Origin of the sequence: Klebsiella sp. 10-1 (assembly GCF_009758445.1) — a bacterium.
Lineage (GTDB): Bacteria > Pseudomonadota > Gammaproteobacteria > Enterobacterales > Enterobacteriaceae > Klebsiella > Klebsiella scottii.
Map to the genome: position 1 here is coordinate 122,407 of NZ_WQRE01000005.1, position 23,851 is coordinate 146,257.

20 protein-coding genes and 1 tRNA gene are annotated in these 23,851 nt (G+C 57.9%); 7 read left to right on the forward strand and 14 right to left on the reverse strand.

What is annotated here, in order from left to right; all coding sequences use genetic code 11:
- Positions 1 to 82: 82 nt before the first annotated feature.
- Together GO007_RS18720 and GO007_RS18725 are read right to left on the reverse strand one after the other, a co-directional pair.
- On the reverse strand, positions 83 to 385 hold the full coding sequence (locus GO007_RS18720) for a putative quinol monooxygenase (RefSeq protein WP_095102567.1): 303 nt from the start codon (positions 383 to 385) through the stop codon (positions 83 to 85).
- A gap of 1 nt (position 386) precedes the next feature.
- Entirely contained in the window at positions 387 to 1,394 is a 1,008-nt protein-coding gene (locus GO007_RS18725; RefSeq protein ID WP_095102569.1) for a zinc-binding alcohol dehydrogenase family protein, read from the reverse strand.
- Between the two features lie 439 nt (positions 1,395 to 1,833).
- Here GO007_RS18725 and GO007_RS18730 point away from each other — a divergent pair, with 439 nt between their 5' ends.
- Complete coding sequence (locus GO007_RS18730) at positions 1,834 to 3,030, forward strand: porin family protein (protein WP_095102571.1); 1,197 nt, start codon at positions 1,834 to 1,836, stop codon at positions 3,028 to 3,030.
- 259 nt (positions 3,031 to 3,289) lie between these two features.
- Here the strand turns inward: GO007_RS18730 and GO007_RS18735 are convergent.
- Positions 3,290 to 3,384: transfer RNA gene (locus GO007_RS18735), tRNA-Sec, on the reverse strand.
- Positions 3,385 to 3,837: 453 nt separating this feature from the next.
- On the opposite strand from GO007_RS18735, the gene GO007_RS18740 reads away from it, so the two are divergent.
- The gene (locus GO007_RS18740; protein ID WP_095102574.1) at positions 3,838 to 4,575 is read left to right on the forward strand and encodes a MurR/RpiR family transcriptional regulator; all 738 of its coding nucleotides are present in this window, start codon (positions 3,838 to 3,840) and stop codon (positions 4,573 to 4,575) included.
- Positions 4,576 to 4,637: 62 nt separating this feature from the next.
- On the opposite strand, the gene GO007_RS18745 is transcribed toward GO007_RS18740, so the two are convergent.
- From GO007_RS18745 to GO007_RS18770, 6 genes are all read right to left on the reverse strand, one after another.
- Entirely contained in the window at positions 4,638 to 6,017 is a 1,380-nt protein-coding gene (locus tag GO007_RS18745) for a family 4 glycosyl hydrolase (protein WP_095102577.1), read from the reverse strand.
- A 13-nt stretch (positions 6,018 to 6,030) separates the two neighbouring features.
- Positions 6,031 to 7,590 (reverse strand): PTS transporter subunit EIIC, encoded by a 1,560-nt coding sequence (locus GO007_RS18750; protein ID WP_095102580.1) that lies wholly within the window; start codon positions 7,588 to 7,590, stop codon positions 6,031 to 6,033.
- A 202-nt stretch (positions 7,591 to 7,792) separates the two neighbouring features.
- Positions 7,793 to 9,496 (reverse strand): AsmA family protein, encoded by a 1,704-nt coding sequence (locus tag GO007_RS18755; RefSeq protein WP_095102584.1) that lies wholly within the window; start codon positions 9,494 to 9,496, stop codon positions 7,793 to 7,795.
- Between the two features lie 156 nt (positions 9,497 to 9,652).
- Positions 9,653 to 11,044, reverse strand: a complete 1,392-nt coding sequence (locus GO007_RS18760; protein WP_095102588.1) for a nucleobase:cation symporter-2 family protein — start codon at positions 11,042 to 11,044, stop codon at positions 9,653 to 9,655.
- 242 nt (positions 11,045 to 11,286) lie between these two features.
- Positions 11,287 to 12,795 (reverse strand): glycerol kinase GlpK, encoded by a 1,509-nt coding sequence (gene glpK, locus GO007_RS18765; RefSeq protein WP_095102590.1) that lies wholly within the window; start codon positions 12,793 to 12,795, stop codon positions 11,287 to 11,289.
- Positions 12,796 to 12,816: 21 nt separating this feature from the next.
- Positions 12,817 to 13,668, reverse strand: coding sequence for an MIP/aquaporin family protein (locus GO007_RS18770; protein ID WP_095102592.1), 852 nt, complete (start codon positions 13,666 to 13,668; stop codon positions 12,817 to 12,819).
- 444 nt (positions 13,669 to 14,112) lie between these two features.
- Here GO007_RS18770 and zapB point away from each other — a divergent pair, with 444 nt between their 5' ends.
- The 4 genes from zapB (at position 14,113) to GO007_RS18790 (ending at position 17,731) form a co-directional block, all read left to right on the forward strand.
- Complete coding sequence (zapB, locus tag GO007_RS18775; RefSeq protein WP_095102595.1) at positions 14,113 to 14,358, forward strand: septal ring assembly protein ZapB; 246 nt, start codon at positions 14,113 to 14,115, stop codon at positions 14,356 to 14,358.
- A 156-nt stretch (positions 14,359 to 14,514) separates the two neighbouring features.
- Positions 14,515 to 15,504 carry a sulfate ABC transporter substrate-binding protein gene (locus tag GO007_RS18780; protein ID WP_045853817.1) on the forward strand — a complete coding sequence of 330 codons (990 nt, stop codon included), beginning with the start codon at positions 14,515 to 14,517 and terminating at the stop codon, positions 15,502 to 15,504.
- Positions 15,505 to 15,600: 96 nt separating this feature from the next.
- Positions 15,601 to 16,353 carry a CDP-diacylglycerol diphosphatase gene (locus tag GO007_RS18785; RefSeq protein WP_095102597.1) on the forward strand — a complete coding sequence of 251 codons (753 nt, stop codon included), beginning with the start codon at positions 15,601 to 15,603 and terminating at the stop codon, positions 16,351 to 16,353.
- Between the two features lie 73 nt (positions 16,354 to 16,426).
- Positions 16,427 to 17,731, forward strand: a complete 1,305-nt coding sequence (locus GO007_RS18790) for an SLC13 family permease (protein ID WP_095102599.1) — start codon at positions 16,427 to 16,429, stop codon at positions 17,729 to 17,731.
- A gap of 68 nt (positions 17,732 to 17,799) precedes the next feature.
- Here GO007_RS18790 and tpiA read toward each other — a convergent pair whose 3' ends face one another.
- Together tpiA and GO007_RS18800 are read right to left on the reverse strand one after the other, a co-directional pair.
- On the reverse strand, positions 17,800 to 18,567 hold the full coding sequence (tpiA, locus tag GO007_RS18795; protein WP_095102601.1) for a triose-phosphate isomerase: 768 nt from the start codon (positions 18,565 to 18,567) through the stop codon (positions 17,800 to 17,802).
- Positions 18,568 to 18,676: 109 nt separating this feature from the next.
- Positions 18,677 to 19,276, reverse strand: a complete 600-nt coding sequence (locus GO007_RS18800; protein ID WP_095102603.1) for a DUF1454 family protein — start codon at positions 19,274 to 19,276, stop codon at positions 18,677 to 18,679.
- 112 nt (positions 19,277 to 19,388) lie between these two features.
- On the opposite strand from GO007_RS18800, the gene GO007_RS18805 reads away from it, so the two are divergent.
- Positions 19,389 to 19,817, forward strand: a complete 429-nt coding sequence (locus GO007_RS18805; protein WP_095102606.1) for a DUF805 domain-containing protein — start codon at positions 19,389 to 19,391, stop codon at positions 19,815 to 19,817.
- Here the strand turns inward: GO007_RS18805 and fpr are convergent, their stop codons facing one another.
- The 3 genes from fpr to recG all read right to left on the reverse strand — a co-directional run bounded on the left by fpr (position 19,818) and on the right by recG (position 23,849).
- Positions 19,818 to 20,564, reverse strand: a complete 747-nt coding sequence (gene fpr, locus GO007_RS18810; RefSeq protein WP_095102608.1) for a ferredoxin--NADP(+) reductase — start codon at positions 20,562 to 20,564, stop codon at positions 19,818 to 19,820.
- Positions 20,565 to 20,694: 130 nt separating this feature from the next.
- Positions 20,695 to 21,705 carry a class II fructose-bisphosphatase gene (gene glpX, locus GO007_RS18815; protein WP_095102610.1) on the reverse strand — a complete coding sequence of 337 codons (1,011 nt, stop codon included), beginning with the start codon at positions 21,703 to 21,705 and terminating at the stop codon, positions 20,695 to 20,697.
- Positions 21,706 to 21,767: 62 nt separating this feature from the next.
- On the reverse strand, positions 21,768 to 23,849 hold the full coding sequence (gene recG, locus GO007_RS18820) for an ATP-dependent DNA helicase RecG (RefSeq protein WP_095102612.1): 2,082 nt from the start codon (positions 23,847 to 23,849) through the stop codon (positions 21,768 to 21,770).
- Between the last annotated feature and the right edge of the window lie 2 nt (positions 23,850 to 23,851).

The window sequence follows — 23,851 nt, forward strand, 5'->3', positions numbered from 1 at the left end:
CAGCGCCGGGCGGGAGGGGATTAGCTCAAAGGGTTAAAAAAGGGCGGACGATCCCCCGGCAGGCGGGGGCGCTGGGGCCACATTAGGGCTCAACGGCCGTCAGATAATCCAGGCGTAGCGGCTCGGCCAGCAGGTCGTCCATCTGCGCGATAAACGCCTGGAAATGCGGCAGGGCGATATGCTCCTCCAGCGCCGCCTGGCCGCGCCAGGACTCGCGCATGTAGAAGGTGTCCGGCGTGTCGCGAAGCTGGAACAGGGAGTAATCGACGTTACCCGGCTCCTGGCGGGTAGGCAGCAGCAGCGCCCGCAGGGCCTGGCGCAGCGTCTCGGTTTTTCCTGGCTGCGCTTTCAGTACCGCAATGATAGAGATTGCTTCCGCCGTCATCTTAGAACCCTTCCAGCACGATTTTGCCCACCGCGCGTCCGGTTTCGAGCTGAACGTGGGCTTTCTGCAGATTCTCCGCGGTGATCGCGCCGTAGTGTGCGCCGAGCGTGGTTTTAATCGTTTTATCATCAATCAGCGCGGCGACGCGGGTCAGCAGCCGATGCTGGGCAATGATATCCGACGTTTCAAACATTGAGCGGGTAAACATAAACTCCCAGTGCAGCGAGATGCTTTTGGCCTTCAGCGGCCGGGCGTCGAGGGTTTGCGGATCGTCGATCAGCGCCAGTTTACCCTGCGGCGCCAGGGCATCAATCAGCTGCGAATAGTGCTGTTCGGTGTTGTTCAGGCTGGCGACGTGGGTCACTTCCTTCACTCCGATACGGGCCAGCTCTTCGCTCAGCGGCTTACTGTGGTCAATAACCTGATGCGCGCCGGCGTCCAGCACCCATTTCTGGCTCTCCGGGCGCGACGCCGTCCCGATCACCGTCATCCCGGTCAGTCTGCGAGCCAGCTGGGTAAGGATTGAGCCGACGCCGCCCGCCGCGCCGACGATCAGCAGCGTGTCGCCCGTATTGCCGCCCTCCTGGACGCCCAGGCGATCGAATAACAATTCCCAGGCGGTAATAGCGGTGAGCGGCAGGGCGGCCGCGGAAGCATTATCCAGCGAGCGAGGCTTCAGGGCGACGATCCGTTCGTCCACCAGCTGAAATTCCTGATTGCTTCCCGGGCGGCCCAGCGCGCCGGCGTACCAGACCTCATCGCCCGGCGCGAACAGCGTGACCGCCTCGCCAACGGCTTTTACCGTGCCAACCGCATCCCAGCCCAGCACCCGAGGCGTATCGGCAGAGAATCCGGCGCGCACCTTGGTGTCCACCGGGTTAACGGAAATCGCCTTTACCTCAACCAGCAGGTCATGGCCCTCGGCGGTAGGAACCGGCAGCTCGATGGCGCTTAAAAAGGGGATATTGCGGCCTTCTGCCGCTGCGCGGGTAATCGCGATTGCTTTCATATACTCTCCGGTCTTCAAATGGGGTTCATCGGTTGAATGCGTCGAGGATAGACCTCTGTCGGCCGGGGAAAAACGGCCCGGCGGCGATAAGAGTTATATTCAAAAAGAGAAAATCGCTTACCCGACAAGGATCGGACAGTCCGGCCCCCGCAGTTTCATATTTGAGAATAATTTTGCGTAGACTTCAAAAATATTAATTCCTGAAGTAATGAATAATAATATTGCGTTATAGCGCAAAGTTTACGCCTTGACTCACGCCACGCTGCATGCGACTTTCTTTATATCAAATAATAAACAGAGTTTCATATTTGAGACAAAAATATCATCATCGCGATATTTAGCTGATTGTTTCACCGCTGAGACAAATTAATTAAAAACGCCGCTATTTAGCGGCGGCGGACTTCTGTTGCTTATTAAAATATAAAGTGAGGCATGTGCTATGCGTAAAATTATCATCACGCTGCTGCTGGGCGCGTGTACCGGGGGCTTCGCGCATGCGGAGCAAGGAAAGCCGTTTCCGCATCTCGGCTGGCGCAGCGCCGATAATCTTGCCGGCGTGGATTTCGGCGGCGCCCTGCGGGCCAACTACCGCTATGAAGACTGGCACGGCAGTAATTATCGCCACCTGCCGCATCTGCGTTTTGATACCTTTCGTATCGACAGCAGCGGGTTTTATAATAACTATTTCTTTGACGCCGGCTTCTGGTTTCAGGATCACCATAAATATGCCATCGACCGGGCCTATGTGGGCTATCGTTTAAACGATAATAACAATATTACGCTCGGTATTCCGGGTAAACCTTTTGGCCTTGAACCCTATCCGCAATTCGGCTGGTCCTACGGCATTCCCTTTTATTTAGGCTTTGGCGTCAATGCCGGCAGCGGGGTGAACTATCAATATCATGATAATAACTGGTCGCTGGATATGGCCTATTTTCCGTGGATGGAGCCGGAAAATCTGCGCTATGCGCCGGAGGTGGGCGACTACAGCCGCCTGAAGAACACCATTTACCCGAGCCAGCATCAGCAGCGTAACGAGAAGCGCGATCAGGTTAACGTCCGCATCGCCAGGGATTTTCACGGCGGAGGCTGGAGTAACGAGCTGGGCGGCTCCCTGGCGCTGGCGCGTCTGCACAATCGCGAAACGGACGATGACGGCACCTTCTGGGCGGCAGGCCTGCACGGAATGGTGCACAACGGGCCGTGGCAGCTCACGTCGCAGGTGATTCGCTATCAGTACGATCCTAAGAACCCGGCGGGCATCAGCGACAATACGATCCTGATGGGCGGCAACGGCCTGACGCCGGCCTATCTTATTCCGGCTAAGGGCACCACCGCGTCGCTAAACCTCGCTCGCGACGTCGATGTGAAGTGGGGAGCGGTATCAAAGCTGCGTTTCTATAACGACTACAGCGTGCTGTGGAAAGATAAAAGCGGCTGGCAGGATTCGCAGATGAATACCGTGGGGGTACAGGTATTCGCCCTGCCGGTGATGCTGTGGCTCGACCTCAGCTGGGCGAAGAATGCCAATCCCTGGGGCGGCGCGCTGAACGCCACGGGCTGGACCAGCACCGAATCCGAGGGCAGCGGCAAATGGTACTTCCGCACTAACGTCAATATTGGCTACTACTTCTGATGAGAAGCGAGGCAAGGAGGATCCTGCTGTTTTTACCGGCCAGGGCAGGCTCTGGTTTTCCTCGCGCAACATCCGGAGCCATTTGCCAAACGGTCATGCATGGCGCTGAAAGCTAAAGGTTAAATTCTACGCCTGGATGGGAGAAAGCGAAAAGGTCGAAAATATGCTGAATGCAGAATCGATTTTAATGACGGATTGAAAGAGTGATTACCCGCGCCTGGCACAGAATTCACCATCAAATGGTGTAGAGGAGAGCAACTGGCGGAAGATCACAGGAGTTGAACCTGCCCGGGACCGCTGGCGGCCCCAACTGGATTTGAAGTCCAGCCACCTCACCGGAGATGACGATCTTCCGCGCCTCGATTGCTACATGGAGGCGGGGCGCATTATAGCTACTTTCAGTCATTTACCACATACCTAAACGCACTTTTTTACTGTTAAAACTGGACTTTACAGAACACTCCTGGTCAAACCCTTTCAAAATCCGTGGCTTACACTTTTTTACATTCTCGCGCGCTAGCGCAATATCGTCCGCGAAGGGGTCCCTGTGCCGGGTCGCCCGCTAAAAAAGCCCGAAAAGATGCTGTGCATGATGCCGCTGGCGTTCAGAAAAGCCTGAAGCGCCGCTCCGTTGGGTGGCCGACTTCGCCGTTTTTCCTTCTGACCGCCCCCGATATTGCAGCGATGAAAGGGTTTTTTTATTCTATTTATTAGCAAAAAGTAATATCTGTTTCATTGCGGTGACTCACCCCACAGACACTATCGCCGTTCGGTGATAGCGTAATCTGCCGCTGAGAGGAGCCAGGAATGGATTTAGAAAACATCTTTCGTGACGTTAAGCTGAGTAAAACGGAAATGACCGTCCTGCGCTGTATTCAGCACGATCCCGAACGCTGCGTGCGGGAGGGGATCCGCGCCGTCGCCGAGCGCTGTTACAGCAATCCTTCCTCACTGGTGCGTCTGGCAAAGAAGCTCAAGTTCAGCGGCTGGCTGGAGCTGGTCTATTTTATTAAATTCAATATCACCATGCCTAAGCTCGATGTCACCAACGACATCGACTATATGAGCATTCTGCCGGCGGAGCAGGTCACCCCGCTGCTGGAAAGCCTGCAGCAGCACCGCATCCTGGTCCACGGCAGCGGCTTCTCGCAGCTGATTGCGCAATATATTTATAATAAGTTTCTGGTGACCGGCGTAAACGCCAGCCTCGCGCTGTGGCCGGATTATGAAATTCTCGAACAGAAAAACGCCGCCAAATTTGACTCGATCTGGATAATTTCTAAATCCGGGCGCAGCAGCTCGGCGCTAAACTGGGTAAAGGCGCTGGAGGGGAAAGAGATTAACCTGGTCTGCTTTACCGGCGACTATCAAAGCCCGCTGGCTCAGGCGGCGGATACCGCGTTTATTATTCACGATCCGCAGAAGTTCGATGATGATATTTACTGGAGCAACCCGTTTTTCGGCTACTGCATATTGGGCTTTGAGCGCTTTCTGAAGATGTGGTTTATTCAGACCGCAAAAGGCAGGGCGGACGATGCCCTTTAGACGCGGCGCCGCAGCGCTTCCGGGCTGCGGCGTTGAGGCTGCAGCCCGGAGGCTGGGGGTGATTACCGCCAGTCGGCAACCAGCTTATCATCGAGGTAGGCGTTAACCAGCTTCTGCGCCAGCGACCAGGAGCCGACCAGCGGATGAGCCATCAGCGCCCGTATCGCCAGCGACTTATCCCGCTGCAGGATCGCCGCCACCGCCAGGCGTTCATACTCTTTGACGCTGGCGATCATGTTCTTCTGCGCCGTCGGCACGTGCGCCGGGGTGACCGGCTTCAGGCCGTCCTTGCTCAGATCGCAGCTAATCTCAATCACATCATCCGGGCGCAGGAAATCGAGAGTGTCGTTATTGGATATCGACACCACGATACGCTTGGTGGTGGTGCTGTTGACCGCCTCCAGGATATCCAGCGCCACGCCCGCGTAGCCGCCGGTATCCGGCTCTTCGATAAACTGCTGCAGGGTGAGCGGCTCGCGGGTATGGAACTTCTCCTGCTGCGACTCATTCTGCATATAGCTGTTTTCCCGGCGCAGGTAGTGTTTCATCCAGATATTGAACGCCGCTTCCGGGTTGGCGTGTACGTCAACGGTTTGCAGCTCATCGCGCATATCGCGGTTGATGCGGGCGATCTGCTCCCCGCGGGTTTCCGGCGCTTCCTGAATCGCTTTTAACGCCACCTCGCGGTAGTAGTAATAATAGAGATATTCGTTCAGCAGCTGCTTGTCGCACAGTTGAACCAGCTCGGGTGAGAAATACTGCATCGCCGTTTTACGATACAGGTCCGGGCTGGCGATCAGGCGTTCGGTCACGTCTTCTCCGCGCACCGTGAAGTGGGTAAACCAGGAGAAATGGTTCAGGCCGTAGCACTCGACGCCAAGGTCACGCTCGTCGCAGCCGAGGATCTCCGGCAGCTCGCGAATCAGCTCCGACGGCGCATCGCAGATACCGTACACCCGGCGCTTAAAGCCGGACTTGATAATCGCCTCGGTCACCAGCCCCGACGGATTGGTGAAGTTAAACAGGATCGCGTCCTCGGCGGCGTGCTCTTCGATGAGGCGGCAGTAGTCCAGAATCGCCGGTATTGAACGCATCGCCATGGCAAAACCGCCGGCGCCGGTGGTTTCCTGGCCTAACGTATTATGCTCAAGCGCAATGCGCTCGTCGCGAATACGGCTCTCGTCGCCGCCGACCCGCAGGGTGGTAATAACATAGTTGGTATTCGTCAGCGCGGCGACCGGATCGCGGGTAACGCTAAAGTGAATATCCGGGCGGATAGCCTGGAAGACGTAGCGGGCGATCTCGCCGAAGATGGCCAGGTTATCAGCGGAGCTGTCGAGAAATACCACTTCCGTTAAACCAATGCGGTGCGCGTTATAAGCCAGTGATTTTGCCAGGAACGCGGAGCGAACGCCGCCCCCGCCTAATACGGTTAATTTCATAAATAACTCCTGATTAATTTTCTGCGAGCCAGCTATCAACCCGGGAACGAACCTGTCCCACCTTGACGCCATAAATAACCTGTACTTCATTTCTGTTGCGCACCACGCCGTTGGCGCCGGTGCTTTTCAATATATCATCGTCAACCAGTTGCATATTTTTAATAGCGACCCGCAGGCGGGTGAAGCAGTTATCAACGGAAATAATATTATCCTTGCCGCCTAAGCCATTAATAATTTCATCGGTGACCGCCGACTTATCGCTCATCTTTTTGCGATAATCCGCTTTGCTATATAGCTTCACATTTTCATCGTCTTCGCGGCCCGGCGTTTTCAAATTCAGTTTTACCACCAGGGTGCGGAAAATAACGTAGTAGACGGCAAACTGACCGATACCGATAAGCACATAGCCTGGCCAGCGCGTTAACGAAACCGGCAGCGGCAGGTTATAAATCAGGAATTCGATCAGCCCGGATGCGCCCCACGGACGAACGGTGAAGATGTCGCAAATGGCCTGCGAGGCGGCGGTTAACGTCGCGTGGATCACCCACAGCAGCGGCGAAACAAACAGGAAGGTGAACTCAATGGGCTCGGTAATCCCGGTCAGCATCGAGGTGATAATGGCGGGCAGCAGAATCGCTTTGGCCAGCATTTTCTTCTCAGGCTTCGCGGTGTGGTAAAACGCCAGCGAGGCGCCGGCCAGGCCGAAAATCGTGGTCATCCCCTGCTGGGAGAAGCGCAGGGCTTCGTTCATCACCGGGGTGAGATCCGGATGGCGCATATAGGCGAGGAAAATGGCCTGGGTGCCGGAAACGACCTGACCGTCAACGTTCAGCGTGCCGCCGATCTGCGTCAGCTGGAACGGCGACCACACGAAATGGTGCAGGCCGGTGGGGATAAGAAATTTTTCAAAGAAGCCGTAGACGAAGACGCCCGCGACGCCGGCGTTTTTCATAAACCCGGTTAACGCCGCGATGCCGTGGGTCATAAACGGCCAGATCCAGGTGAAGGCGATCGCATAGAAGATGATAACGGGCGTCATTGCCACCAGGGTCAGCTTCGCGCCGCCGTACATCGACAGCGCGCCGGGCAGCTCAATGGTCGAGACTTTATTATGTACCCAGGCGATGGTGCAGCCGAGAATAATGCCGAGGAATACCCCCATATCGACCACCACGAACCCTAAGATCTGCGTCTGGCCGGTACCGTAATATTCGCCGTTAATTTTTTCGGCAATCCCGTGAGTATGCTCCAGCCACGAGTGGTTGGCCCCCAGGAACATGATAAAACACATTACCGAAACCAGCGCCACTTCCGTTTTTTTATCTTTTGCCAGGCCGTAGCTAATACCAACGCAAAACAGTAATCCGAGATTGCCGAATAATGGCCAGAAGGTATCGCCGAGCAGTTGACCAAGCTGATGTAAAAAACTGGTTTCAGAAATTAATGTTGGGTTAGTTAAGACAGAACTGAGTGCCAGAATTAAACCGATGACCGGCAAGAACAATACAGCACCGATCATCGCTCTGGAGAATTTTTGCATATTCTCCAGCGCATGTTGACGTATTGCGGACATAGTTGTTCCTTTTATTTTTGTAGCTACAGGGACTTTAATTATTTTTTTGACTTCCAGTATTTTGGTTATAGCAATTCTGCTATTTGAAAGGAACATGTTGCGGGAAATAGGCACAAACAGCCGCAAAATGGCAACAGGTTTCAGGGGTGGGGAATATAGGGGGACCTTCTCCCCGCAGGGAGAAGGCTGGAGGACGAGGAAATTAAGGAGTGACAGGCGCGGGCTGGGCGCCGCTTACCTCGCCGCTGCGCATCACCTGCGCAACCTGCTGTTTTTCCATATTGGTCGCGCTGAGCTGGCCGTTCACCGTGGGCCTGAGCGGCGCATCGGCCAGCACGCTGCCGCTGGCGGTTAGCTGGAAATTGCCGTCACCGGAAACCGGCAGCGCGGGCCAGCCCCACGCCTGCAGGACGTTCAGCGGTACGCCGCGCCCGCTCAGGCTGAGGTTAACCTGGCGCTGGGGAAGCTGCGACACCGCGGCGGTGGCCTGTAAAATACCGCGCTCGGTAAAGGCGCTAAGCTCGTTGATATTGACCGTTGAGGCGTTGGCGCTGAGCTTAAGCGACGGGCGGCGGACGTCAACGCGGTTAAAGGTCGCGGCGGCGGCGTTGAGCGTCGCGCTGCCGTTCCATACGCCCCAGCGCCGATCCTTCACCAGCTGCAGCTCGCCGCCGTAGCCGTCCAGGGCGGTGACCTGCCAGGGGAACTGCGGGTCGATATCGATAACCAGGTTGCGGCTGGCGCCGAATTTCTTCAGCGTCAGGCTCTGTAACCAGGCCGGCAGCGGCTCCATCCACAGCTGTTTCCAGTTTTCCGGCAGAGTATATTCCAGCCCGGCAAAGGCGGTGTCATCCAGCACCAGCGCCTTGCCGTCGCGCAGCCAGCGGCCGGAGGTGCGCACCATCCCGCCTTCCCATCGCGAGGTAAACTGACGCAGGGCGATACCCTGCGGCGAGAATTCGGCATTAAGGATTGGATCGAGGAAGTGCAGCGAGCCGTTAATGAATTCGCTGGCGTTCATCGACAGGGTACCGTCCTCGCTCTGCCAGTCGCCGTGGCTTAAGGTCAGATTGCGCAGGCTGAGGTCCAGGCCGGTGACCGCCCAGTCGGTTCCCTGCAGGCTGGCATCGGTCACATCGAGGCGGCCAATTTGTAGCGAAGGGACGGTGGTCAGCGGGGCGAAGAAGTCAGCCAGCGCTTTATCGCTCTGCAGGCGGGTTTCATTAAGCTGCAGATTATCAACCAGCCAGCTGCCGTCGGCGCCGCGTTTAGCGTTGCCGGTTAGCGTTCCGCGGGCGATATCGGCGCCGAGAGTGGACAGCGTGACTTCGCCATTATCAATACTTCCCTGAATCAGGACGTTGCTGGCCTCAACCCCGTTAAGAGTCAGCGAGCCCGCGCTCATCTGAATCTGCGTTTTTTTGCCCAGCACGTTGCCCGCTTCCGGCGCCCACGGGCTGACGCCGCCGGTCACCCGCTGCGCGCTCAGGTCCCAGCCGGTTTCCGGGCTGTTAAACGCCATATTGCGCAGCTGCAGGCGGTCGGCGGCAAAGGGCAAAGAGGCGGAGGAGGGGGAGAGGTTTAACGTCCCGTCGCTGAGCACAATCTCATCGGCATGCAGCGGATCGCTGAACTGGCGCGTGCTGAAACCGATATCCACCGTTTTGGCAACCAGCGTCGGGGGTTTGCCGTCGCGACCGAACGTCACGTTTTGCAGCCGCAGGTGGAGAGGCGCAGAGAAGTCGTGATCCATCGCATCGAAGGAGACCTGCCAGCCGGTGCCGTCGCTCAGCCAGGCGCTGGCCTGACGCGAGCCCCAGTGGGTCTGTAGCAGGAACCAGGCGGCAACGATCGCGACCAGCAGAACGGCCAGCAGCCAGAGAATCAACTTTCCAGGAAATTTCATGGTCTTACATCCTGAGCGAGGCACATAAGGCTGTTATGCCCGAATTATACGCAATCCTCAAGACAGGAATTGTGTAATCAGATGATGTGAGGGGGCTAAAAGGGGCAAACTTCAGGCTGCCCCAGCCGCCGTGCGCGGCCGGGGAGCAAGGCGGGATCAGTTTTTCTCTGGCGGGAAGACCAAATTCAGCACAATCGCCGTAATACCGCCGGCGGCGATACCGGAGGAGAGCAGGTTCTTCAGCCAGTCAGGGGCGAACTGCAGGATCATCGGCTGCTGGGAAACGCCGAGACCGACCGCCAGCGACAGGGCGATAATCAGGATCGCCCGGCGGTTCAGAGGCTCGCGGGAGACGATGCGCACGCCGGATGCGGCGATGGTGCCGAACATCACCAGCGTCGCGCCGCCGAGCACCGGCTCGGGGATATGCTGCACAAAGCCGCTTACCGCCGGGAACAACCCGAGCACGATAAGCATCAGCGCCACCACAAAACCAACGTAGCGGCTGGCAACGCCGGTGAGCTGAATCACGCCATTATTCTGACCGAAGCAGGAGTTCGGGAAGGTATTAAATACCGCGGAGACAAACGAGTTCAGGCCGTTGGCCAACACGCCGCCCTTCAGACGCTTCATATACAGCGGGCCGGAAACCGGCTGCTCGGAAACGTCGGAAGTGGCGGTGATATCGCCGATCGTTTCCAGGGAGGTGATCATAAACACCAGCATCAGCGGCAGCAGCAGGTTCCAGTCAATCCCCAGACCGTAATAGAGCGGGGTGGGCACCATAATCAGGCTGCTGTTGGTTGCCGCGGTATTGGTGGGGAGCATATCGAGCAACCATGCCGCCAGGTAGCCGGCCGCCATCGCGATAACCAGCGAAGCGATGCGAAGGTACGGGTTGCGCTGGCGGTTAAGAATAATGATCAGCCCCAGCACGATACCCGCCAGCAGCAGGTTTTTCGGCGCGCCGAAGGTGTGGTCGGCCATCGCCGAGTAGCCGCCGCCGATGGAGGTCAGGCCAACCTGGATCAGGGACAGGCCGATAATCATTACCACCACGCCGGAGACCAGCGGGGTAATGACGCGTCGCGCAAGGTGCAGAACGCGGGAGAGGACCATTTCCGTGCAGCTGGCCAGCATCAGGGTGCCGAACAGCGCGGCCATCATCGTCGGCACGTCGGCGCCGCCGGTTTTGAGCGCGGTACCGCCCATAATCAGCGGGGCGACGAAGTTAAAGCTGGTGCCCTGAATGGAGAGTAGCCCGGAGCCGACCGGTCCCCAGGCCTTAATCTGAATAATGGATGCCACGCCGGAAGCAAACAGCGACATGCTGATGATGTGCTGCGTATCCTGGGCGGGAAGACCCAGAGCCTGACAAATTAATAGCGCCGGCGTGATCACCGCAACAAACATCGCCAGCAGGTGCTGGAAGGCGGCGAACAGCGTTTGTGGCAGCGGGGGGCGGTCTTCGAGGCGGTAGATTAATTCGCTGGTTTGTTTATGCGCAACCGGTTGCGCATTTTCTGGCTCGGCGGTATTCACGGACATCACAAGCAATCCCAAGGTGGCAAAGCGGAAATTTTATCGGACTGTAGTGCAAAAGCAAACGTTTGCCAGCGTTTGGGGAAAAATAATTTCGCCGAAAAGGTGTGGGGAAAAGGCATTCGCATGGCGGGACGAAAAATAAGCCCGGAGCCGGTGCCGGGCACCTTATCCGGGCGAAGAAAAAACGTTGCGCATGAAGCCGTCGTCCCGGTAAGCGCTGCGCTACCGGGACGGTTTCGGCGGGATTACTCTTCGTGCTCTTCCCACGCCAGGGCGCGTTTCACCGCTTTTTTCCAGCCGCTGTAGCGGTAGTTACGTTCGGTGGTTTCGATCCCCGGACGGAATTCGCGCTCGATCACCGCTTTCTCCTGCAGCTCGTCCAGGTTCTGCCAGAAGCCAACCGCCAGACCGGCCAGGTAAGCCGCACCCAGCGCCGTGACTTCACGGACTTCCGGGCGCTCGACGCGGGTGCCGAGAATATCGGACTGGAACTGCATCAGGAAGTTGTTGGCGACCGCGCCCCCGTCGACGCGCAGCGCGTGCAGACGGATACCTGAGTCAGCCTGCATCGCCTCCAGCACGTCCCGGGTCTGATAGGCGATAGACTCCAGGGTTGCGCGGATAATGTGGTTGGCGTTTACGCCGCGGGTAAGGCCAAAGATCGCGCCGCGAGCATACGGGTCCCAGTACGGTGCGCCGAGGCCGGTAAACGCCGGAACCACGTACACGCCGTTGGTATCCTTCACCTTGGTGGCGAAATATTCGGAATCGAACGCGTCGTTGATAAGCTTCATCTCGTCGCGCAGCCACTGAATAGAGGCGCCGGCCATAAATACCGCGCCCTCAAGGGCATAGTTAACTTCTCCGCGCGGGCCGCAGGCGATGGTGGTCAGCAGGCCGTGGGTGGAGGCAACCGCTTTCTCGCCGGTATTCATCAGCATAAAGCAGCCGGTACCGTAGGTATTTTTCGCCATCCCCTCTTTGACGCACAGCTGGCCGAACAGCGCCGCCTGCTGGTCGCCGGCAATACCCGCGATAGGAATACGCGTGCCGCCTTTACCGCCGATGTTGGTCTGGCCGTATATCTCGGAGGACTTGCGCACTTCCGGCAGCATGGCGCGCGGAATATCCAGCGCGTCGAGCATTTTGTCGTCCCAGTCCAGGTCGTGGATATTGAACAGCATGGTACGCGAGGCGTTGGTGTAGTCGGTCACGTGCACGCGGCCCTGGGTCATTTTCCACACCAGCCAGGTATCAACGGTCCCGAACAGCAGCTCGCCGCGCTTAGCGCGTTCGCGCGCGCCCTCAACGTGATCGAGGATCCACTTCACTTTAGTGCCCGAGAAGTACGGGTCCACGACCAGGCCGGTGGCCTGACGGATGTACTCTTCCATGCCGTCACGCTTGAGCTGCTCGCAGATCTCGGCGGTGCGGCGGCACTGCCAGACGATGGCGTTATAAATCGGTTTGCCGGTTTCACGTTCCCAGACGATGGCGGTTTCACGCTGGTTGGTGATGCCGATGCCGGCGATCTCATCGGAGCTGATATCCGCTTTCGCCAGCACTTCTACCAGCGTGGAGCTTTGCGAGGCCCAAATCTCCATCGGGTCGTGTTCAACCCAGCCCGGCCGGGGATAAATTTGCTCAAATTCACGCTGAGAAACGCTGACGATATTGGCATTGTGATCCATCACTACGGCCCGGGAGCTGGTGGTGCCCTGGTCGAGCGCAACGATATATTTTTTGTCGGTCATAGTATGAGTCTCGTAGTCAGATTACAGCGAAGCTTTGTGTTGCGTCGTAGAGGCGGAGGTTGTGTCCTGCTCCTCAACTTCGCAGATGTCGCAGGGCAGGTGGCGGCCAATCAGCTTGCGGTAGCTGAACGCACCCAGAGCGGCACCGACCACCGGTGCGCACAGCGGCACCAGGAAATAGGGAATATCTTTGCCGCCGGTGAAGGCGACGTCGCCCCAGCCGGCAAGCCAGGCGAAGGTTTTTGGTCCGAGGTCGCGAGCCGGGTTCATGGCGAAGCCGGTCAGCGGGCCCATCGATGCGCCGATCACGGCGATAAGCAGGCCGATCAGCAGCGGAGCCAGCGGGCCGCGAGGCACGCCGTTACCGTCATCGGTTAACGCCAGAATCACGCCCATCAGGATAGCGGTAATCACCATCTCTACCGCGAAGGCCTGCACAAAATTGATATGCGGGTTCGGATAAGTCGAGAAGATGCCCGCCAGTTCAAGGCTCTCTACGCTACCGCGCACCATATTATGGGAGTGTTCGAAATCGAGGAAAAGATTGTAATAAAGCCCGTAAACTAATGCCGCAGCGCAAAAGGCGCCAGCGAATTGCGCAACGATAAAAGGAACAACTTTACGTCCGTCAAAGCAGGCGAACAGCCACAGCGAGATGGTAACCGCCGGGTTAAGGTGAGCACCGGAAACGCCTGCGGTCAGGTAAATCGCCATCGCGACCCCCAGACCCCAGATGATGCTGATTTCCCATTGACCGAAGCTGGCTCCCGCGACCTTGAGCGCAGCGACGCACCCAACGCCGAAAAAGATCAACAACCCGGTACCGAGGAACTCTGCGATGCACTGGCCTTTTAGTGTTGATGTTTGGCTCATAATCGAATCCTGAAACAAAGTGGTGATTATTGTAAGTATGAAGGTCGTCGTCGACCACGCTGCCATGTAGGCATAGTGTTAATTTATCGTTAACGAACAAAAACGAGAAATATCGAACTCGAAATGTGTGTGCCAGGTCAATAAAATGAGCGTTTTCGCGCCATAAACGCGTGTTGTAGCACATTAAAGAGCGTTTACGGACGCGTTCCGCTAACCCAATGATTAACAATTGCCGGAGAAGTTCCGGGGACAGGCGCCGAATGAGCCAGGTAAAGGCTGAAAAGTGTTGCCAACCGCAATCTGCGCGGGTTGTCGCTGGACAGGGAAGGCGGGGATTCATACAATCGACAGCATGACCACTGTAGTGCGCTTATTTTCGTTAAGGCGTCAACGCGTATACGAAACGGACGGTTTCTATCAACGCCTTGCAAGTTCAGGAGAGGTATGACGATGTCATTAGAAGTGTTTGAGAAATTAGAGTCAAAAGTACAGCAGGCGATTGATACCATCACGCTGTTGCAGATGGAAATCGAAGAGCTGAAAGAAAAGAACAACACGCTGGCGCAGGAAGTTCAGGGCGCTCAGCACAGTCGTGAAGAGCTGGAGCGTGAAAACGGCCAGCTGAGAGAGCAACAGCAGGGCTGGCAGGACCGTCTGCAGGCGCTGCTGGGCCGCATGGAAGAAGTGTAACCCTCTCGTCCTCACCCTCTCCCACTCGGGAGGGGGTCAGCTTTACTCTTTCGTATATTCCCTCAAGTTATAGCCAATCTTTTTTTATTCTTTAATCATTGTTTCGCTTTCTGGCACGCTTAACCCATCACAACACGACATATAGAGAGCGGTGCGATGAATAAGTGGGGCGTGGGGTTAACTCTGTTGCTGGCATCCGCCAGCGTTCTGGCAAAAGACATTCAGCTATTAAACGTATCTTACGATCCGACGCGCGAGCTGTACGAACAGTACAACAAAGCGTTCAGCGCGCACTGGAAGCAGGAAACCGGCGACAACGTGGTGATTCGTCAGTCTCACGGCGGTTCCGGTAAGCAGGCAACTTCGGTCATTAACGGCATTGAAGCCGATGTCGTCACCCTGGCGCTGGCCTATGACGTCGATGCGATTGCCGAGCGCGGCCGCATTGATAAAAACTGGCTGAAACGCCTGCCGGATAACTCTGCTCCTTATACTTCAACCATCGTGTTCCTCGTGCGCAAGGGCAACCCGAAGCAGATTCATGACTGGAACGACCTGATTAAACCGGGCGTGTCGGTCATTACGCCGAACCCGAAAAGCTCCGGCGGCGCGCGCTGGAACTATCTGGCAGCCTGGGGTTACGCCCTGCACCAGAATCACGGCGACCAGGCGAAAGCCCAGGAGTTCGTGAAGGCGCTGTTTAAAAACGTCGAAGTGCTGGATTCCGGCGCCCGTGGCTCAACGAATACCTTCGTCGAACGTGGGATTGGTGATGTGCTGATTGCCTGGGAAAACGAAGCCCTGCTGGCGGCAAACGAGCTGGGTAAAGACAAGTTTGAAATCGTCACCCCGAGCGAATCGATTCTGGCCGAGCCGACCGTTTCGGTGGTGGATAAAGTGGTCGATAAAAAAGGGACTCGCCAGGTGGCAGAAGCCTACCTGAAGTATCTCTACTCCCCGGAAGGTCAGGAGATTGCGGCGAAGAACTACTATCGCCCACGCGATCCGGCCGTTGCCAGCAAATATGCCAGCGAGTTCCCGAAGCTGAAGCTGTTTACTATCGACCAGGAGTTCGGCGGCTGGACCAAAGCTCAGAAGGAGCACTTCTCTAACGGCGGCACCTTCGACCAAATTAGTCAGCGTTAATCTCTCCCCCTCAACGCCCGGTTAAATGACCGGGCGTTTTCATTTGGTCATCAAATTACGCTACTCTTCCGTTTCTGGCTGAGACAGGAAAACATAATGCGAAGAGTACGATACCTTTTATTGGGACTGCTGGTGGTGGTTGCGGCGGCGGCAGGCGGCTGGTACTGGCTGCACTCCGGTAACCCGGATGCGTTGCGACGCATTGTTTTGCAGCAGTGCGTGGTCAATCAGCAGCAGCAGAAAAACCCGGCCCCCTGCGCCGAGGTAAATCTGAAAGGCGGCTATGTCCTGTTTAAAGACCGCAACGGGCCGCTGCAGTATTTGCTGATGCCGACGTACCGGATTAACGGCACCGAGAGCCCGCTCCTGCTCAACCCGTTGACGGCAAACTTCTTCTGGCAGGCCTGGCAAGGGCGGGAAATTATGAGCGAACGACACGGTTCGCCGGTACCCGATAACGCGGTTGCGCTGACGATTAACTCCCGCAGCGGCCGCACGCAGAACCACCTCCATATTCATATTTCCTGCCTGCGCCAGGACGTTCGTGCCCAGCTGGACCGCGAGGCCTCCACGATTAGCAGCCGCTGGCTGCCGCTGCCGGGCGGTTTGCTCGGTCATGAATATCTGGCGCGCAGGGTGACCGAAGCGGAACTTGCCCAGCGCAGCCCCTTCCTGATGCTGGCGGAAGAGGTGCCCGAGGCGCGTGAACATATGGGACGCTTCGCGCTGGCGATGGCCGAACAGAGCGACGGTTCGCTGGTGCTGCTGGCAACGGAACGCAATTTGCTAACTCTGAACCGCGCGTCTGCGGAAGAGATTCAGGACCATAGCTGCGCAATTCTGCAATGACCCCACCATATATGGCATTTACCTGTCTGACCCGGCGTCGTATTCTTGCTGAAAAAAACGACAGGAGACAGGTATGTCGCTCTGGCTTTCTCACCCTCTGTTCCTTCCCGCTCTGATTGTCGGTATTACCATCCTGCTGTGGGCGACCTCGCTGCTGCCGGAGTTTATTACCGCGCTGCTGTTTTTTGCCGTGGCGATGATGGCGAAAATCGCGCCGCCGGAGGTTATCTTTGGCGGCTTTGCGTCATCGGCGTTCTGGCTGGTGTTCAGCGGCTTTGTCCTCGGTATCGCGATCCGTAAAACCGGGCTGGCGGACAGGACGGCGCAGGCGCTATCGGCCAGGCTGACGGACTCCTGGCCGCTGATGGTGGGCAGCGTGGTGCTGTTCAGCTATGCCCTGGCCTTCGTTATGCCCTCCAATATGGGGCGTATCGCGCTGCTGATGCCGATCGTCGCGGCGATGGCGAAGCGCGCCGGGATTGAGGACGGAACCCGCGCCTGGTACGGGCTGGCGCTGGCGGTCGGCTTCGGCACCTTCCAGCTATCGGCGACGATCCTGCCCGCCAACGTGCCGAATTTAGTGATGAGCGGCGCGGCGGAGGGATCGTACGGTATTCACCTCAACTACCTGCCGTATTTGCTGCTGCACACGCCGGTGCTGGGCTGGCTGAAAGGCGCGGCGCTGATCGCGCTGATTTGCTGGCTGTTCCCCGGCAGGCCGCATCCGCCGCGGGAGCGGGTGCCGCTGCCGCCGATGAGCCGGGATGAGAAGCGCCTCTCCTGGCTGCTGGCGGTGGTATTGACCCTCTGGGTGAGTGAGAGCTGGCACGGGATTGGTCCCGCCTGGACGGGGCTGGCGGCGGCGGTGATTACGCTGCTGCCGCGGGTGGGATTTATCAGCGGGGAAGAGTTCTCCAGCGGGGTGAATATTAGCACCTGCATTTACGTCGCCGGGATCTTAGGGCTGGCGATTACCGTCACGCAAACGGGGATTGGCGGCGTGGTCGGCAACGCTTTGCTGCACGTTATGCCGCTCGACAAAGAGAGCCCTTTTACCAGCTTTCTCGCCCTGACGGGGATCACCAGCGCCCTGAACTTTATTATGACCGCCAACGGCGTACCCGCGCTGTACACCACCTTTGCGCAGAGCTTTGCTGACGCCACCGGCTTTCCGCTGCTGAGCGTGATCATGATTCAGGTTCTGGGCTATTCGACGCCGCTGCTGCCGTATCAGGCATCGCCTATCGTGGTGGCGATGGCGCTGGGAAAAGTTCCGGCTCGTTCGGGGATACTGCTGTGCATTGCGCTGGCGGCGGTCAGCTATCTGCTGCTGCTGCCGTTGAATTACGCGTGGTATCAGCTGCTGGGGAAACTATAAAAAAACCCGGCTAGCGCTACGCTAAGCCGGGCTGCGGATTCATCTCGCCGGGTTACCGGCGTATTGAATTACGCTTTTTTCGCTGCTTCTGCTGCTTTAACGATGACCGCGAAAGCGTCTGCTTTCAGCGATGCGCCGCCAACCAGCGCGCCGTCGATGTCCGGCTGGGTGAACAGCTCTGCGGCGTTAGATGCGTTAACGGAACCGCCGTACTGAATGATGACCTGCTCGGCCACTTTGGCGTCCACTTTAGCAATGTGGTCACGGATAAATTTGTGCACGGCCTGAGCCTGAGCCGGGGTAGCGGATTTGCCGGTACCGATAGCCCATACGGGTTCGTAAGCGATAACCACGCCTTCGAATGCCGCTGCGCCCTGAGTTTTCAGCACGGCGTCGATCTGGCGTGCGCAAACTTCTTCCGTTTTGCCCGCTTCGTTTTCAGCTTCAGTTTCACCGATGCACAGAACCGGGATCAGGCCCTGCTCTTTCAGCACGGCGAATTTCTTAGCGATAAATTCGTCAGACTCTTTGTGGTAAGTACGACGCTCAGAGTGGCCGATGATGATGTATTCAGCGCCGACATCTTTCAGCATCTGGGCAGAGGTTTCACCGGTGAATGCGCCGGACTGGTTCAGGTCAACGTTCTGCGCGCCCAGGTGAATATGGCTGCCTTCTGCCGCATGCTTAGCCAGATCGATATACATTTCCGGCGGAGCGATAGCAACAGCACAGCCGGTCACGCCGGCCAGCTCGGTACGCAGGTTAGCCACCAGTTCGTTTACCATGTGGCGGCTGCCGTTCAGTTTCCAGTTACCCATCACTAAAGGATGTCGCATTTTAATTCTCCACGCTACATAAGCGAATTAAGGAATATAGCCGCCCCTGGGGGCAGCATGGTCTGTCAAACAGTATAGAGTTTCGTCGTTGGAAAGGCTTTGCTTTTTGTCATTTATTATTGCTCTCCAGCGTTTCAGATAGCGCTAGCTTAATCGGTTCAACAGCGAAGGTAAGCCCCTTTTCGCCGTTGTCTGCTATCACATAGCGGATAGCGCCTTCGGTTTCGGCGAAGTAGCGTTTCCCTTTACCTGCGGCGAGCAGTTTTTGCAGCTTTTGCCCGCTTTGCGCCGGGCTTAATATCGGGACGAAAACGCGCAGAACGGCGCTCATATACTCCTGTGCTTTCGCCTTTGCCGCTTTCTGCTCCGGCCCCTGAACGGGCAGCCAGGTAATCTGCATCGATTTGATTTTGAGCGTGCCGCGCTCCAGGGCGGTGGAGGCGTACAGGTTTTCGTTAATCTTGCTGGCCGCCCGGGTCAGGTTAGCCCGATCGCGGCTGGAGGCAATCGCGCGAAATTCGTTGAGCTGCAGTTTGGGGTTATCGGCGTTGAATTTTTCCCGAAACTCGCTGATGGAGATATCAAAGACCGGCGCGCCGGAGAGCAGATAGGGCGCCGCGGAGGATGATTCTGGCTCGGCGGACAGCGCCTTATGGCCGACAGATAACGCTGTCAGCCCAATCAAACATAAGGTTGCCCACTTCTTCATACCCGTCCTTCCTTTTTTTGCCTGCTGACGATTAAAACGGGAACCGTCGCGCTTGTCAAAAAGTCACCGCTTCAGGGTAAACTACGCGAATGATGATGATAAGGAATAAAACATGACCCTACAGCAGTGGATGTTCTCAATTAAAGGGCGTATTGGACGCCGTGATTTCTGGATTTGGATTGTTATCTGGATATTGACCATGAGCGCGCTGTTCACCCTGGCCGGGTCAAATTTGCTTAATCTACAGACTGCGGCCTTTATGCTGGTTTGCCTGCTCTGGCCAACGGCGGCGGTGACCATCAAACGGCTGCACGATCGCGGCAGGTCGGGTATCTGGGCGCTGCTGATGGTTCTGGCGTGGATGCTGCTGGCGGGGAACTGGGCGGTGCTCCCGGGGGCCTGGCAGTGGGTTGTCGGCCGCTTTGTGCCGACGCTGATTATGGTGATGATGCTGATCGACCTGGGGGCATTCGTCGGCACCCAGGGCGAAAATAAATTTGGTAAAGAGACGCAGGACGTTCGCTGGAAGGCGGAGTCCTGATCACCAGTAGTGTTCGGCTGTCATATGGCCCGGCCGGCGGCGCAGATGTTTGCTCATCTGCCGGGTTTCCTTCAGCAGCTGCTGGGTATCCCGCACCATCTGCGGGTTGCCGCAGAGCATCACGTGGCTATTGTCAGCGTTCATCGGCAGGCCAACCGCCTCTTCCAGAGCGCCGGTTTCGATCAGGAACGGAATACGCCCCGTTAGCATGCCCGGTACGGTTTCCCGACTGACCACCGACTGGATGCGCAGCTTGCCCTTATAGCGTTCCTCCAGCGCCTGCATTTGCGGCAGATAGCTAAGATCGGCGGCATAGCGCGCGGCGTGGACCAGCACCAGGTTTTTAAAGCGCTCCAGGTCCTTGCCTTCTTCCAGAATCGACAGGTACGGGCCAATTGCCGTGCCGGTGGCCAGCATCCACAGGGTATCGCAATCCGGCACTTCTTCGAGCACGAAGAAACCGGCGGCCTCGCTGACGATCTGCACGTCATCGCCCGGCTGCAGCGCGGCCAGCCGTGGGCTGAGTTTGCCCTCCGGAACCGTCACCAGGTAGAATTCAAGATCGGGATTGCTCGGGGCGTTAACGTAGGAGTAGGCGCGCTGCACGCGCTCGCCGTCAACATCCAGGCCCAGTTTGGCAAACTGCCCGGCGGTAAACGGATGAACAGGGGCCCGTACGTGCAAACTAAACAGCGCATCGGTCCAGTATTCTACTTTTGTTACTTTGCCGCTAATCCAGTCCGCCATGATCTTCTCCCGTTGCGAAGCGTTGCCCTATCTTCGTTGCAGACGACAAAGATTTCCAGCCCAACGGGGCCGGAAAGCTCTATTGATCAAATATTAGCGCCTGCTTCAGCCTGCCCGCAGGCCGAAGGGCTTACAGGATATGCAGCTGGATATCCGGATCTTTACGATCGAGATAGTGAATGGACTGGATACGGCGGATGGTGCGTGATTTTCCGCGGATCAGCAGCGTCTCGGTGGTGGCCATATTGCCCTTGCGGGTGATGCCGTCCAGCAGGTCGCCTTTGGTGATCCCGGTGGCGGAAAAGACCACGTTATCGCTGCGCGCCATCTCGTCGAGGCGCAGCACGATACCGGCTTCAATGCCCATCTCTTTACAGCGCGCCAGCTCGTTCTCACCGATACGGCGGTTCTCTTCGCTGTCGCCCTTGACGTGGTGGCGGGCCAGCAGGCGGCCCTGCATATCGCCGTCCAGCGCCCGGATAACCGCGGCGGAAACCACGCCTTCCGGGGCGCCGCCAATGCCGTACAGGACGTCAACTTCGCTATCCGGCATGCAGGTCAGAATAGAGGCCGCCACGTCGCCGTCGGGAATGGCGAAGACGCGAACGCCCAGCTGCTGCAGTTCGGCAATCACCGCATCATGGCGCGGCTTGGCGAGCACGGTCACCGTCAGCTCGCTGAGCGGCTTATTCAGCGCGCTCGCCACGTTACGCAGGTTCTCAGCCAGCGGCAGATTCAGGTCAATCGCCCCTTTAGCCCCCGGGCCGACAATCAGCTTTTCCATGTACATGTCCGGCGCATTCAGGAAGCAGCCCTTATCGCCAACCGCCATGACGGCCAGCGCGTTCGCCTGGCCCATCGCCGTCATCCGCGTGCCCTCGATCGGGTCGACGGCGATATCCACCGCGTCGCCGCTGCCGGTGCCGACCTTTTCGCCGATATAGAGCATCGGCGCTTCATCGATTTCACCTTCGCCGATGACGATAGTGCCGTCGATATTAATCAGGTTGAGCATAATACGCATGGCGTTGACCGCGGCGCCGTCGGCGGTGTTTTTATCACCGCGGCCCAGCCACTTATAGCCCGCCAGCGCGGCGGCTTCGGTAACACGCGAAAATTCGATGGCCAGTTCTCGTTTCATAATTCACTCGTTCTGAAGGAAAATTGCGCGCGGCGCCGTCTGCTCCTGCGGGAACAGACGCGTCAGGCGTTGGAATAGCGTTCGGTTTCCGGCATCCAGCGCTCGATAAGCGCCTGAGCCTGCTGTGGGTAACGTTGATGAATATGGCGGGCAATGCGCTGAACGTCCGGGATCATTGCCTTATCGCGCAGTAAGTCGGCGACTTTAAACTCGGCGGTGCCGGTCTGTCGGGTGCCGAGCAGCTCGCCTGGGCCGCGGATCTCGAGGTCCTTTTGCGCGATGACGAAACCGTCGTTGCTATCGCGCAGGACCTGCAGGCGCAGCTGGGCCGTTTTCGACAGCGGCGATTTATAGAGCAGCACGCAGTGGGAGGCCACCGCGCCGCGCCCGACGCGGCCTCTGAGCTGATGCAGCTGCGCCAGCCCCAGGCGCTCCGGGTTTTCGATAATCATCAGGCTGGCGTTAGGCACGTCCACCCCGACCTCGATAACCGTGGTGGCGATAAGCAGATGCAGCTCGCCCTGCTTAAAGGCCTGCATAACCGCCTGCTTGTCCGCCGGCTTCATCCGGCCGTGCACCAGGCCGATATTCAGCTCCGGCAGCGCCAGCTTCAGCTCTTCCCAGGTGGCTTCTGCCGCCTGGGCTTCCAGCAGGTCCGACTCTTCAATCAGCGTACAGACCCAATAGGCCTGACGCCCTTCCTGGATACAGGCGTTGCGCACGCGGTCGATAATATCGCTGCGGCGGGTGTCCGGGATAGCCACCGTGGTGACCGGCGTACGGCCCGGCGGCAGCTCGTCGATCGTCGAGGTGTCGAGGTCGGCGTAAGCGGTCATCGCCAGGGTGCGCGGAATGGGGGTTGCGGTCATGATCAGCTGATGCGGATGGAAGCCCTGCTGCTGGCCCTTTTCCCATAACGCGAGGCGCTGATGCACCCCGAAGCGGTGCTGTTCATCGATAATCACCAGCGCCAGGCCGCTAAACTGGACCTGCTCCTGAAAAATAGCGTGGGTGCCGACAATCATCTGCACCTGCCCGCTGGCGATGGCATCCTGCTGCGCCTGACGCGCTTTGCCTTTTTGTTTGCCGGCCAGCCAGCCGACCTCAACGCCCAGCGGTGCAAACCAGCTGCGGAAGTTGGCGGCATGCTGCTCCGCCAGCAGCTCCGTCGGCGCCATCAGCGCCACCTGCCTGCCGTGGGCGATGGCCCGCAGCGCCGCGAAGGCGGCAACCAGCGTTTTACCGGAGCCGACATCGCCCTGTACCAGGCGCATCATCGGTACATCGAGCGCCATATCCCGCTCGATTTCAGCGGTAACCCGCTCCTGCGCGCCGGTAGGTTTAAAGGGCAGAGAAGCCAACAGCTTGTTTTTCAGAGCGTCGTTCGCGCTGAGCGGCAGGGCGTGGAAACGCTGGGCGCCAGCGCGAACCGCCAGCATGCTCAGGTTATGCGCCAGCAGCTCTTCCAGAATTAAGCGCTGCTGGGCCGGGTGCTTACCGGTTTCCAGCTCGCTGAGCTGGAGCGACGGCGGCGGGCGATGCAGCGTGCGCAGCGCCTCCGGGAGACTCATCATCCCCTGCGCCAGCTCGGGCGGCAGCAGCTCGGCGATAGCGCAGGTCTCCAGCAGCTCCAGCGCCTGATCGGTCAGCTTACGCAGCGTGGCCTGTTTGATACCTTCGGTGGTGGGGTAGACCGGAGTAAGGGTCTCCTGCAGGTCGGGCGTGCTCATATCGCCCTGCACGCGGTATTCCGGGTGGATCATCTCCGCGCCGTATTTGCCGCGCTTCGCTTCACCGTAGGCCAGCACCCGGCGGCCGGCGGCAAGGCTGTTTTTCATCGCGGCGTTGAAGTTGAAGAAGCGCATGGTGAGAATACCGGAGCCATCGCTTATCTGACAGGTCATCATCCGGCGGCCGCCGAAGGTGATATTGCTGTTGAGAACTTCGCCTTCAACGGTGGCGTAGACGCCAGGAAGCAGTTCGCCGATTTGATAAAGATGGGTACGGTCTTCGTAGCGTAGCGGCAGATGCAGCAGAAGATCCTGCACGGTGTGCAGGCCGATTTTCGCCAGCTTGCTGCTCTGCGCTGCGCCAACGCCGGTTAACGTGTTGAGCGGGACAGCATCCAGCAGACGGCTTTGCATCG